The organism is Bacillus tianshenii, from assembly GCA_020524525.2.
Lineage (GTDB): Bacteria > Bacillota > Bacilli > Bacillales > Bacillaceae_N > Bacillus_AV.
The window spans coordinates 2,381,144-2,393,350 of the sequence record CP129018.1; the positions used below are offsets into that span (position 1 = coordinate 2,381,144).

Below are 12,207 nucleotides of genomic sequence, written 5' to 3' on the forward strand. Positions count from 1 at the left end.
TCCTCATTAATTACGTAAGATTATCAACTAATATCGCCACTCCAATTGGAGCAAACGGACTCACATTTTCAATACAAAACGGTGTTCGCGGTGTAGTAGGTAATGAATATCGATACTTTTGTTTATATAAATAACTTGCTAGAACTTTTGCTCCAGCTGTCGGTGGGGTTGTAAATTCAATTGTCTTCGTGTCAGGGTTATAAGTGTAATCAGAACCTTCTATTACTGCTGAACAATCTACCTGAACCTGCAGCGTACCTGTTTGAGCTGTTCGCTTTGTATCAAAGGTTTTACGTTCACTATTTCCGTCTCCAAGCCATTCGTTGGTAACGGTTTCTTCAACCTCTAAATCATCCGTTTGAGAAATACCTTTCGGGTGACATGCATACATATCATCGAGTTCCCCGACTTCTCCATCATTGGGGTGAACGATAAATATTCGACTGAAATGATGTTTGTCAGTATATTTAGATGGATTCAAGCGCCCATCATTTAATGGATCAATGGCCTTATCATGTGTAAAGAAGCTCAAATAATATTTTTGATAATACGCTCCTCCAATCGATTGCTGAATCAAGACACTATCATTTCCGTTTGATGTTTCTGCTCCGTAATCGATTATCACAGGCCCCAACTTGCTTCCAGGGCTGTATTTGATTTCATCGGAATCTCTTGTTCCTGATATGAGCGCCATATTCATTCTTGGCGATTGGTCAAACAGCTTAACCTTGCCTGCGTAGAAAGGGGAAAAATAAGCCTCATCAGCTCCACCAGCTGCATCAGGACGAAAGATTCCTGTTATCCGGTCCTTATTGGCTTGCCCCCAATAATACATATAGGAGTCGCGTTGCCACGCTGCACTAAATTGATCAGTAGATACAAATGACATTACGGTAGGTGGTGACGGAATCATATAAACAAGTGATTGATATACAGCTTCCATCAAACTTTCTATATCATCAGGATTAAATGAGTCTACTTCATAATCATTTATAGTGGTATTTGCAGTTCCTACCGGTATTCCACCTGCTAAAGATGTATAATCTACTGTTATTTCAGAACCTAATGGCGGAGCTGTATTAAAAGTGATTAGACCTGTTTCGTTGTCTACTGTATACTCTGTGGCGTCAACAAACTGTGCATCAATGTATACCTTTAAAGTTCCGCTTTTGATAGGAGAAGACGGTGTATAAAATTCTGTTGTAGTTCCATCTCCATCAGCAAGTTTTAAAGCTACATTTCCTGGAACGATTTTAGTATATGATACGGAAACAACCTTCCCGCTTGAAGGGGCGGTATTAAAAGTAATGTCTCCGGTTTCCAAATCAACTGTATACTCTGCAGAATCAACTAGATTATTATCTAAATAAACTTTCAAAGTTCCGTCTTTAATTGGTCCAGAAGGTGTTTTGAAGATAATTTTCACACCATCTCCGTTACCAATGGTAATTCCTGTGGTCGTTCCTTTCTTTTCTTGAAGATATACGGTTTTAAACGTAAAAAAAATAAGCCTATTTGGAGGCTCTGGTGCATTCCAAGCTAATTTGTATGTTGCCGAAACAACTTGACCAGGTTCCGGAGGCGTATCGAACGTCACTCTACCAGTCACTAAATCAACTTCATATTCTGCTTCATTGACTGGCACATCATCTATATGCAGCGTAAAGGGTTCATCGTCGCTAATAGGAAGGATTTTAACTTGAAATTCAACTTGTGTTCCATCAGCTATTCCTAGTTTTCCAAAGTTAGTATCGTTAAAAATAATACGCTGATCATTAAATTTAGAAGCGCTAGTATCATAACCATGCACCATACCCAAGTGTCTTATCTGCCCGTCTGTCCCTTTTGAGCGAAACAAACGGACATCTCCGAATTTTTGCCCTTTGTATATTCGATATTTCAAGAAATTATTCCAGCCTTCATTTTGAAAAAGGTCAGTTAAATCATCAGCAAAGCTTTGAATATATGAGGTTTTATCAAACCACGTCATGAAACATCACTCTCCTCGAGTAAACCTAACCCTACAGGGCGATAAGCAGTAGCAGGTATTTTAGTGAACGGTGAGATAGCCTCAATTAAAAAATAACGATAGTTATCGTATGAATCAGGACAGTATTGCTTTTCTACCTTTAAAATATCACCGTCTTGAATGGACATTGGCATTGTTGCAACGCAATTAGGTAAAATTCCTACATCACCATCATCCGCATGTTTAATGTAAATTGTAGATGAATGAACTTTGTTTGTATGTCTTGAAGGATTGTATTGATAATTCAAAAATGATGAACCGCTCTGGCGGAACGCTCGCGGGTACTCACCCCCATTTGGTCCTTTCCGTTCTGGCGGCATAGCGTTAGGCGAAACTTTCATGTTCAAATGGTGTGCTTGGTACCTCGAACCGCCAATTGTTTTATGAACCATAATGTTATCTACTCCGTTAGATGGGTTAGACATGTAGTTTTTTTGCAACGGTTGCAGAATAGAGTTTATTGGAGTCACACTATCAAATTCATAGTTTTGTTGTTTAGATGCCGTCGCACTTCCGGCAAATAGTGCATTCATTTTAAGTGTTTCATCGTGACACGCAAATTTCCCCCAAAACACAGGCATCATCGGAACTTGGTTTGAATCATAAGCAGCCGCTGCATCCGGCTCGAATATGACAAACATGGTTTCTCCATCTAACTGACCTCGAAGACGAATAATACTATCATTCCACCAGTTTGTATTTGTATCGACAAAGTTTGCTCCATGATCTGATTGATAGCTTTCAAGTGCTGGGACACGAATTCGTGCTTCCGCGATTGGCGACTGTAATAAATCTGGACGCGATTCCACCACCGTCACACGTAAAATTGGGTCACTTTGCGTAGGAATTGAATCGACTTTTGTTTCTATCACTTCAATGTCAAGCGCTGCTCGTTTTAAATCCCCTTCCCAAACAATAACAACATCCTCACCAGCTGGGGAATCAGTATTAACCTTTGGTACATGATTTGGCTCTTTTTCAAGCATGTACATGTACAATGTGTGTCCTTGTTTAAATAAAGGGAATTTATTTGTAAAGAAATTGGCTAAGTTAGCGTATTGATTGGCTTGGTCATTTTTAGGCTGCGCCTCATTTGGGATATCAAACATCATCATCGAAATATCTGCACCTATGGCCAAACCAAAGTACATGCCGGCCTGAGACTTCCAGATATAATGGTTCGCTACAAAACAATTAAATTTTGTAGAAGGAAAGGTCTCACTTAAAAATTCAGGGTCTAACCACTTTTTATCAAAAGCTACTTTCTTGAATTGCAGGACTAATTCCCATCCAGCTGTTGTTAATAACGATGATAAATTATTTTGAAGTTGTCCTTCTTGAAGTCTTTCATCGATCCAAGGCATCTTTTAACCTCCTAATCTCTTAACATAGAAAAATCGACAGCTACAGATTTATTACTGCCGCTGTCGTTGTGATAAATGAGTTCTATTTTTTCACCGGCTTTCACGGGAACGATGGCCATTAGATATATACCTTGCGGCACACGTTTGATATAAGATGATTCAATAACGAGATTGCTGTTCACTTTCAAATCCCATCTGTCCAACTCTTCATTTCGTCTAGCATCAACTGCAACAGCAATCAGCTCAACATCGAATGAAAGTGTGAAAGAATCTATTACAGGTCCTGTGCCATTTGGTATGGTGATGCGCCTTCCAAGCGTGTATGGTTTTGGCTTCGTTGGATAAAACGGTGGGTCAAGGCGACCTCCGCCTAGATAACTCGTTTCAAAAACCAATATTCTTCCTCCTATGGGATCGTGATTGTCGGCGGGATGGTTCCACCGCTTCCGCTACCAGGTGTGCCTAACGTTTGAACATCAACACTTTCTAAAATGCCATTTGTATATTGAAGTGTATATGTTTCGCTGTATCCATTTGGACAAGATGCGATTACCTGGTACAGAAAAACGCCACTGTATATCAAATCAACGGTATAAACAGTTTGTCCGTTCTCTTCACCAATCACTTGCGTCAACCTTCCATTAGATCGAACAAGACGCACCGGAACTTTTGCATCCAAGCAAGTGCAGCACGTTTGACCATTTCCTAGCCCGTCTACCTCTTTTTTCATCATCTTTTTTAGCATGTATTCAACCGGATAATACAAGTTATCGTGCGGTACCAAGCATTCACCTCCTACGTAAATTCAAGTTCGAGAAAATCAAAATATCCCTGTTCTGAATAGCTGGTCCGAATACCTTTGACCACATATTTTGCTGAAGCAGTTGATACAATCTCTTTTACTCGACATAAATCATATAATTCAATTCCTGGATGACCTACACTGGCAACTGATATTGACCGAAACTTCTGCCGCATGCGACGAAAGAAAGCTGCAGCTGCCATTTGTCGTTTCGCTTCCGTATCTGCCCACGGTATGTCAAGGACTTCTTCTCTAAACTGTCCATTCATGACATGATCTCGAAAAAAAGAGTTCACATAGGCATTCATACCATTTTCTGATTTGACCAGTACGTTTGAAAATATATCAATATCATCAATACGGTAACTCAACGACTGCAGGTTAATTGTCTCATCGAGGACATGGTCAGCTTGACTGCTTTGAGAATACTGCGGAACAGGCTCAACAATCGTCACACCGTCTGAGTTCGAGTGAATACGAGTATATGTGGAAAGTATTAAATCTGATACATACGAATCCCATGTACGACCTCTCTTAATCTCAAACTCTTTTACATCATAAATACTGTTTGTACCATGAATGAGTATTGGTGAAGCGCTGATCGATAAACCTATTCGGCTGTGAATATCAATCAATATGTCTCGAGCTGTTGTGTTTGTGTACTTATAGCTTTCACCAGTGATATTAGGGGTCTCCACCAATACTTTTTTATACATTGTTCTCCCAGTAATGGTTATTGTCTGCATTTCCGCATTCATAGCAACGGTATCCACTAGACCAGTGATTTGTTTTAGTAAATCATTTTCTGTTCCATAGCCAAGCCAAATTTCAACTTTTGTATTTGGCCATATCACCCCAGGCCAAGCATCTGACCAAGGATTATGAGATGGCTGCCCTCGGTCCATGCGGCTCAAGTCGTCGATTTTCCATTCCGCATAATCCGGCGACAGCCAGCCATCTTGATTGTCTGCTACAATGCGGAATTCTCCTGCTGGCGTATCCCAACGTTGGTCAACATCAATACTCATCACGCGATCTAAACGCATTTGTTCATTCGTGTTTTTATTGAAAAGGAAGACCGCTTGATTAGGCGCTCTTCCCGAAATTTGAAACTGTGATGATAAGTATTGAAGTAAGTCCGGATGAATCAGCCTCAATGTCCGACACCTGCCAATGCTGGTGAATGCAGCACACATTTCACCAGATATATTTTCCCTTTCTTGACTTGTTCTAAGGATTGAGGCAATAGAACACCACCATACATTCCTTCTTCTCCTTTTAGAATGTAGTCGCTTGTCAATCCCTTCATAAACTGATGATAGTTTGTTGTACCTTTGAAGATTAGCTGCATTTCAACCTGACAACCACGTTCAGATGTTGACTGATATCGTGTAGAACCATTTAATATGTTAATGCGAATCATTTCTTCCAGTGGCTGAGGTGGTTTTGCAAGTTCAATAGCTTCAATGATCTGCAGTTCCGGAAACTCTGTACAGTTCAAAAATCGTATTTTTGCTTCATCCCCAGCTTGGTAATTGCGAGTATTAAACTCAATAGTGCGGACACCTTCATCCACGAATACATAATGACGCGTCCACGGCCAACTAGCTCGATATGATGCTTTTTCATCACCATCAACTTTCACAAAAAATTCCCCTTGGCCAAGACGGCCATTTGCATCATTCGCTACTTTAGCATAAAAATCAAACGCCACCCAACCAGGTGTCGGAAAGGTGATATTTCGTAGAACACCACTTGTTACAGCAACTTCACCTGGTTCATTTACAAAGTTATTTCCACGTCTGTAAAGCTTTTTGAATCCCATATCCCTCACCTACAGCTTTCGAATTGCATAATTAAAGAAGTCTTGGGAAGCGTACGTTTGAATGTTTTTTCGAAGCTTTTCAATTGAGTCAACATCCGCAACATTTTTTACATTTAAATATAGATTTTCGATTTTAATAGTCTCTCCTTGCTGACCGCCAATAAAAGTTTTGGTAACAGGACCTGTGTTTTTTGTAGGATTGGTTTCTCTTCCGATGTTTGATCGCATAACTTGTCCTCTTTGCTTGCCTTTATCGATTATAGATGGGATAGCCAGATTAGATAACTCTGTTGCATTCGCCATTTTTTCTGCAGCTTGCCCGATTTTAGGCAAGTACCTGGTCATCCCAACCTCTAGCCCTTCACCTAAAAATCCACCGTATTCCACAAACACCTTAGACGGAGAAGCAATTCCTAACTTTTTCTTGAAGAATCCCATCACATTGTCCGCAACATCTGAAATAGCCTCTCTTGCCGCTTTTACTTTTGATTGAATCCCTTTCACTAATCCATTTACAACCTCGGCTCCTTTTTGAAAAAACTTTCCACTAAAGCTACCAATGATGTTAAGCATTTGTTGGAATTTTCGCCTTACATTATTCGCTGCATTTGCTAAGGCTCTTCCTACATCATTTGCGAATCTTCGAAATCGATTACCTAATCTTTGTGTTGCCCTCGAGATTTTATTCCAGTTTCGAACAACTAATACAACAAGTCCTACTACAGCCCCAACAATGAGTGCTATTGCAATAGTCCAAGGGTTTGTAAGTAATGGTATTAACATGCCTGCAAATCTAGCTAAAAAACCGCTTAACCTACCAAATATCCCAAAAACATTTCCAAGAACAGAAGGGGTTTTCCCTATTATTTGTCCAAACTTTGAAGCAGCTCCACCGGCTTTTGAGAATGCGCCAATAACTTTTCCAATTACTGACGGAATACCGCCCATAAACTGTGAAAGTATAGAAAAAAGCGTGAATATATTTCCGATTGAGCCAGCCAATGTCCCAATAATCATTAAGAGAGGTCCAATTGCAGCTGCAAACGCACCCCATTTCACGATATTTTTCTGTTGTTCAGAAGTAAGTGAATTAAACCACCCTGATAACAACTGAATTTTTTCCGATATAACTGGAAGCCACTGTTCAGCAATATCAAGAAGAACTTCTCCAAGAGGTATCAAGGCTTCTTTAGCATCCCCTATGACTCTTCTCATTCGTGCAGGAAATGCCTCTTTAATTGCCTCTCCTGCTTTGTCTGCAGCTCCCTCATACCCTTCAAGGCCACCTTGAACTTCAGCGAAAAACGTCGTAAATTCTGGACCTAAATCTTCTAGGGGTGTTCCCATCAAGGCAATTGCCAACGCGTCACGTTCTGCTTGGTCTTCAATAGCTGCCAATGAGGCCATGACGGTAGCAAACGCAGCATTCGATTCTTCTCCGCCACTCCGAATTTGCTCCATTACTTTTTCTGCTGGCAGGCCGAGGGCTTCCAAAGCCTCAATGCTGTCTTTTCTTCCTTCTTCACCAATCAGCAAAAATGTTTCTTTTGCAGTATCTCCAAGCTTGTCTAGTGACCAAACGCCCTTTTCAGCACCCTTTACAAAGATGTTCATCATTTCTTCTGATGTATAGCCAAGTGCCTTGAACTGTGGAGCATATTCAGAAATAGAGTCCATTAATTCGTCGCTAAAATCAGCTCCGTTTTGAATGGCATATGTCATCATATCAAAAGCTTTTTTACTATCATCGCCAAAAGTGGTCATTAATTGTTTTGCTGCTCTAAGAGTGCTGTTAATGTCTTGATCGAACTTTTGCTCGAGCATCACGGCATTACGAGTAATTTCCTCAAGCTCGGCTTCGTCCTTAATATCCTTAAAAAGCTGTTTTGTTGTAATCAATGCATTAGCAACTTGCTCCTGGGACTCACCAAAACCCTCATAGAAAACGTTTTGGACCGACTTCGCCAAAGATTCAGCTTCCGCTTTAACAACTCCTGTTTGCGCTTGAATATCTGCGACAAGGTTTTCGTATTCCATCGCAGCACTTACGGCTAAACCACCAATGCCGACAATAGGTGCTGTTATCCCAGCAGCTAGATTCCCTCCGACATCCTGAAAGTTTTGCCCGATGTCATTAAATTTATTTCCAAGCTCATTAAATGAACGTCCGACACTTTCAGCAGCTTGCGCTGCTCGAGATTCAATTCTCCCGATTTCTCGAATGGCCCCAGCATGTTCGATGACAATGCGACCGACTAGATCAAACAATTCAATCACGATTGTCACCACCAATCATACGTAATATATTTTGAGCTTTATCAATAGCTTCTTTAGCAGTTATTTCTTCCTCTTGATAAGAGCCGAGTCCAACACCATTCAAATATTCTTCATATTCCATCGGCTCGCCGTCAAAGATGCCAATAATCATATTCCGAATTTGCCAACCAAGAAATGCTGTCTTTGCATACTCATTTTTTTCTTCTTCATGCTTCCACTCGGAAATGTCCTGAAAAAGCTGCATCAATCGTGCATACGGCAATATATCAAGTACGTATTCATCGGTCCATCCATACCGTCCTTGGACTAAGTCTACTGCTTTTCTTACAGTGCGCTCGCTTTGTTCGCTATAGTCGCTCCCGTTCTTTTCTGAACGCTCATTTTGTCCATCATGGCGTTCACTTTGCTGAAAAAAGCCTTCATGTCGTTCCCTTCAAATACAGTTTGAAGTACATCGATTAGAGCGTCTGCCGGCATTTCTTCAAACTCTTCAACCTTCACTCCGATCTTGCTTGCAGCAAACTCCATAACTTCATTTTCAATGCGAGTTATATTTGAAACTAGTTTAAACCCTACTATTTTATAGTCGATCGAGCCTTTACCCGCAGGATCTTCACCATCTTTTTTACTTTGCTGCATCATACTTGCAAACTCACCTAATCCTAGCTTTGAAATCATGCGAACAAAGCGAAAAACATCCCGCGTTGAGAGACGTTTCACTTTGTATTCAGTTCCATCGATTGTGACCTTATCTCCCTCATTGAGTAATTCTTCCATCTTAATCCCTCCAAATAAAAAAGACTTGCTAAACGCAAGCCTTTTAATCTTTTAAATTATGGATTTACAGTGTATAAGAACGAGGCGACCATTGAGGTATCCGCCCCAACTACAGCAATAGCTTTAATTGTCGCTGTTGCTGTCAAATTAATAGGGGTCCCGCTATATAGTGTTCCTGTACTTGGCGTTGGTATACTTCCGTCTGTCGTGTAGTATATTTCTGCTGTCGGGTCTGTATGAAGCAATTCAACATCAACTGACGTTGTATGCGTTGTTCCGCCTGTAGGGTTAGCTGTAGGCATTGCAACAGGACTTCCGCCTTTAGGATACAAAATATAAAAAGGGATTGTTGTTGGTGCATCTTCTGTGTAACGTGATTCAAATTCTGCTTTTAACACCACATCATCTTTGCCCGTTCCAAACGGCAAATTAAATGCATCGATACATCGAGCGCGCTCCAACACAATAATAACTGGAATAGACTTCCCGGTAATCTCACCTACCAACGCGAGATTTTGAGCAGATGTTGGGGCAATCTCACCGTTGTGCTTAATAATGTCATAATCTGTATCATGAGTTTGAGCATTGAAAGATGGTAATTTCAAAAGAAGGTTATCGCGACTAATTTCAAGCAAGTTTGTCGAGACCTTGGCCACAGCTTTTATCAGCCATTCTGCACCTTCTACCGGTCCAAGCGTACCATCAATCTCAGCAACATGATATTCAATATCCATATTAACTTCATTACCGCCTTTTGTGGCGCCTAGCAGTTCTCCCCATGTTGACTCATCGTTTACTTTAAAGGCAGACAAATCAAAGTTTTTGTATAGAGCGCCAGGGCCAATCATCAGACGCTTGGTAGAACCACTTCTTAGGCCTGAACGATATTTATATGACATTTATTTCCCTCCTTTACAGTTCGTAACGAATGATAAACTTTACATTTAGCCCGAAAACGCTAGGGTCTTGCGATTCAATAGGTGTTGCTCGATCTAAGATAGAAATAATTCCGTCTGGCATGAGCCTGCGCCTATGAAGAAGATCTTTCAGTCTTTTATAAATAGCATAGACCGTTGATTTATTATTCTCTGCAAAAACATCAATTGAAAGCACTAATCGATTCAAAAGCTCATTCGCTTCCTGTGTATCAGACTCATTCCGCATCACAATATATGGCATATTCATTTTTTTCGGTGCATTTTCCTGAGCGATAGCCCTGAATCCTTTGTACGTAGAAAGGAGCGTTGCTAATAACATGTCATTTTCAAGAATACCTTGAATGCGATCGATTACATTCATCTTCGACCACCTACAATTTGTTTGATTTCTTCTCTTTTTTCTTCGAAAGTCGGCTTTAAATATGGTCTAGGTGCTTGATTATAGCGCCTTCCAGCAGCATCTACACCTACAAACCCAAATTCAAGCCGACGGGCATAGGGAACGCCGCGTGGACCTACCATTCCAACGAAACGATCTGGTAGTTGTTCAATTTCAAAGGAAATTGAACTTCTTAACTGCCCAAATAAAACTGCAGGCGGATCGCCTTCTGCCGAAGCAGTATGCCTCCGGTTTCTTGTACCAGGTACTTTATATTCATTGCCTGCTCCAGGCTTACTAAGTTTATCGATTACAGCATTTCTGACATGCAACAGCGCTCTGGTAAGATTTTCTTGTTCGAGCGCCTGTATGTCTTGCTGCGCTTGGCGAAAATAACTTCGAAATTCCATACCCATAATGTCACCCACTTTCCTTAATGACCAACACTACTTTTCTGATTTCAAAGTTTAAGTTCAATCTCTCCAAGGGTACTTCATAATGATGGCCGACATGTGATGGGTCTCTTGGCTCACTTTTAACTTCATAAAGTTTACCGTTATGAACAATACGGTCATTAGGTTCGATATCTTCCGGTAAACAGTAGAGAGTAAATACTGGTGTAAATTGCTGTTGTTCGTATTGTTTGACCTCATCATTTTTAGGTGTGCTTGTAGAAATACGACACTGGATATCCTTTTTGTGAACGAACTCTTCTTTCCATTCGTAGCCGTCGCGATATTCTTCTTCTCTAAAAACTGCTGCCGTATGAATCAATTGCTTCTTAAAACGTCGCTGACTTTTTCGGCTTGGTCTAGTCTTCATATTGGATATCTCCTATATCGTTCAAGGACAGACTTAACAGTATCAGTAATCCCTCCAACACCAATTGTTGATATTTTTGCGTATGACACCGACCAATCACCGATTTTTTCACTCGTAACCTGCTCATCTTCTTTACCTTCTTCATCAAAAAAGACGCTGCCGATTAGTTGTAGGCAAGCGTCTTCTAAATCATATGGCAATGTCCGAACATTTTCGGTATCGTTTGGCAGTACATAACCAGCCGTATATTCAACCACAGTGTCTTCCTTCCACTCAGCTTTGCGGTAAAGCATCCCTTCTTCTTTCATGAGAGTGACGTTAGTGTTTGTTTCACCATCAATTGAAAAAACATCTTGGACAGGATATTGCTTTAACAACAGCATATTTGTATGTGTTGCTTGAGCTACTTCTGTATGTTGCTGCAGCTTGAACTTTCGATTGCAATAGCCTTCAATAGTAGAAGAAGCAACGTTAATAGCACGCTCAATCAATTGATTTGGTACATTGTCTTCTTCATAGATACCTAGATAAGATATGGCTGTTGCAACGGTTGTTAGTGCGTTAGCAGAGAGCATTAAGACTGTTCCCTTTGCATCGCAGATCGATATTCAAATTCTTCAATTGCGCTCAAGTCAACCGTTAACTGCAATGAATGAGTAAAGATGCTATTCTTTAGTATTCGCAAATAATCAGTGACGTGACAAGTCAGAACCTGTTCATCTAAAAATATTTTAACCATTTCTTCAACCATCTGATTGTCATGACGAAAGTTTGCTACACCTAAACGAACGCTGATATTGCTGATATGCTTTTCAACCAGTTCAATTGCATCATAAGCTTCAAAATAGGTCGGTTGAAACTTCTTAATCACGTTTTCAAGCTTTAAAAAAACTTTCTTTTCCTCATCGGTCGGCTCTCCAGAAAAATTAACTACATGATCCGATTCATTTGGCGATGCAACAAAACTAAACTCACGATAGTTTGCGTTCATTTT

At 40.5% G+C, this 12,207-nt stretch carries 15 protein-coding genes; all 15 read right to left on the minus strand.

The features are described 5' to 3' along the window. Positions 1-10: 10 nt before the first annotated feature. Positions 11-1,990, minus strand: coding sequence for a DUF2460 domain-containing protein (locus tag LC040_12090; GenBank protein WLR50023.1), 1,980 nt, complete (start codon positions 1,988-1,990; stop codon positions 11-13). Beyond that, positions 1,987-3,393, minus strand: a complete 1,407-nt coding sequence (locus LC040_12095; protein WLR50024.1) for a hypothetical protein — start codon at positions 3,391-3,393, stop codon at positions 1,987-1,989. Before LC040_12095 ends, LC040_12090 begins: the two co-directional genes overlap by 4 nt. A gap of 11 nt (positions 3,394-3,404) precedes the next feature. Beyond that, positions 3,405-3,788, minus strand: coding sequence for a Low copy number virion structural protein (locus LC040_12100; GenBank protein ID WLR50025.1), 384 nt, complete (start codon positions 3,786-3,788; stop codon positions 3,405-3,407). Between the two features lie 11 nt (positions 3,789-3,799). Beyond that, positions 3,800-4,177: a hypothetical protein gene (locus LC040_12105; GenBank protein ID WLR50026.1), complete on the minus strand. Its 378-nt coding sequence runs from the start codon at positions 4,175-4,177 to the stop codon at positions 3,800-3,802. 11 nt (positions 4,178-4,188) lie between these two features. Then, the gene (locus LC040_12110) at positions 4,189-5,352 is read right to left on the minus strand and encodes a hypothetical protein (protein WLR50027.1); all 1,164 of its coding nucleotides are present in this window, start codon (positions 5,350-5,352) and stop codon (positions 4,189-4,191) included. Then, entirely contained in the window at positions 5,349-6,020 is a 672-nt protein-coding gene (locus tag LC040_12115) for a hypothetical protein (GenBank protein ID WLR50028.1), read from the minus strand. The genes LC040_12110 and LC040_12115 overlap by 4 nt, the downstream gene beginning before the upstream one ends. A gap of 9 nt (positions 6,021-6,029) precedes the next feature. Continuing rightward, positions 6,030-8,297, minus strand: coding sequence for a phage tail tape measure protein (locus LC040_12120; protein WLR50029.1), 2,268 nt, complete (start codon positions 8,295-8,297; stop codon positions 6,030-6,032). After that, entirely contained in the window at positions 8,290-8,541 is a 252-nt protein-coding gene (locus LC040_12125) for a hypothetical protein (protein WLR50030.1), read from the minus strand. The genes LC040_12120 and LC040_12125 overlap by 8 nt, the downstream gene beginning before the upstream one ends. Positions 8,542-8,621: 80 nt before the next feature. Further along, positions 8,622-9,074, minus strand: coding sequence for a hypothetical protein (locus LC040_12130; protein WLR50031.1), 453 nt, complete (start codon positions 9,072-9,074; stop codon positions 8,622-8,624). Positions 9,075-9,130: 56 nt separating this feature from the next. Continuing rightward, positions 9,131-9,973, minus strand: coding sequence for a chitobiase/beta-hexosaminidase C-terminal domain-containing protein (locus tag LC040_12135; protein WLR50032.1), 843 nt, complete (start codon positions 9,971-9,973; stop codon positions 9,131-9,133). A gap of 13 nt (positions 9,974-9,986) precedes the next feature. Then, complete coding sequence (locus LC040_12140) at positions 9,987-10,373, minus strand: hypothetical protein (GenBank protein ID WLR50033.1); 387 nt, start codon at positions 10,371-10,373, stop codon at positions 9,987-9,989. Continuing rightward, positions 10,370-10,807 (minus strand): hypothetical protein, encoded by a 438-nt coding sequence (locus tag LC040_12145; protein WLR50034.1) that lies wholly within the window; start codon positions 10,805-10,807, stop codon positions 10,370-10,372. Before LC040_12145 ends, LC040_12140 begins: the two co-directional genes overlap by 4 nt. Before the next feature lie 4 nt (positions 10,808-10,811). Further along, the gene (locus tag LC040_12150) at positions 10,812-11,213 is read right to left on the minus strand and encodes a hypothetical protein (GenBank protein WLR50035.1); all 402 of its coding nucleotides are present in this window, start codon (positions 11,211-11,213) and stop codon (positions 10,812-10,814) included. Further along, positions 11,210-11,788 carry a hypothetical protein gene (locus LC040_12155; protein WLR50036.1) on the minus strand — a complete coding sequence of 193 codons (579 nt, stop codon included), beginning with the start codon at positions 11,786-11,788 and terminating at the stop codon, positions 11,210-11,212. Before LC040_12155 ends, LC040_12150 begins: the two co-directional genes overlap by 4 nt. Then, positions 11,788-12,204: a hypothetical protein gene (locus LC040_12160; GenBank protein ID WLR50037.1), complete on the minus strand. Its 417-nt coding sequence runs from the start codon at positions 12,202-12,204 to the stop codon at positions 11,788-11,790. Before LC040_12160 ends, LC040_12155 begins: the two co-directional genes overlap by 1 nt. Between the last annotated feature and the right edge of the window lie 3 nt (positions 12,205-12,207).

What these genes read in the sequence shown, in the direction of transcription:
- LC040_12090 (WLR50023.1), bottom strand. Translation starts at nt 1,990, where the DNA reads ATGACGTGGTTTGATAAAACCTCATATATTCAAAGCTTTGCTGATGAT.
- LC040_12095 (WLR50024.1), bottom strand. Translation starts at nt 3,393, where the DNA reads ATGCCTTGGATCGATGAAAGACTTCAAGAAGGACAACTTCAAAATAAT.
- LC040_12115 (WLR50028.1), bottom strand. Translation starts at nt 6,020, where the DNA reads ATGGGATTCAAAAAGCTTTACAGACGTGGAAATAACTTTGTAAATGAA.
- LC040_12125 (WLR50030.1), bottom strand. Translation starts at nt 8,541, where the DNA reads ATGCAGCTTTTTCAGGACATTTCCGAGTGGAAGCATGAAGAAGAAAAA.
- LC040_12130 (WLR50031.1), bottom strand. Translation starts at nt 9,074, where the DNA reads ATGGAAGAATTACTCAATGAGGGAGATAAGGTCACAATCGATGGAACT.
- LC040_12135 (WLR50032.1), bottom strand. Translation starts at nt 9,973, where the DNA reads ATGTCATATAAATATCGTTCAGGCCTAAGAAGTGGTTCTACCAAGCGT.
- LC040_12140 (WLR50033.1), bottom strand. Translation starts at nt 10,373, where the DNA reads ATGAATGTAATCGATCGCATTCAAGGTATTCTTGAAAATGACATGTTA.
- LC040_12145 (WLR50034.1), bottom strand. Translation starts at nt 10,807, where the DNA reads ATGGGTATGGAATTTCGAAGTTATTTTCGCCAAGCGCAGCAAGACATA.
- LC040_12150 (WLR50035.1), bottom strand. Translation starts at nt 11,213, where the DNA reads ATGAAGACTAGACCAAGCCGAAAAAGTCAGCGACGTTTTAAGAAGCAA.
- LC040_12155 (WLR50036.1), bottom strand. Translation starts at nt 11,788, where the DNA reads ATGCTCTCTGCTAACGCACTAACAACCGTTGCAACAGCCATATCTTAT.
- LC040_12160 (WLR50037.1), bottom strand. Translation starts at nt 12,204, where the DNA reads ATGAACGCAAACTATCGTGAGTTTAGTTTTGTTGCATCGCCAAATGAA.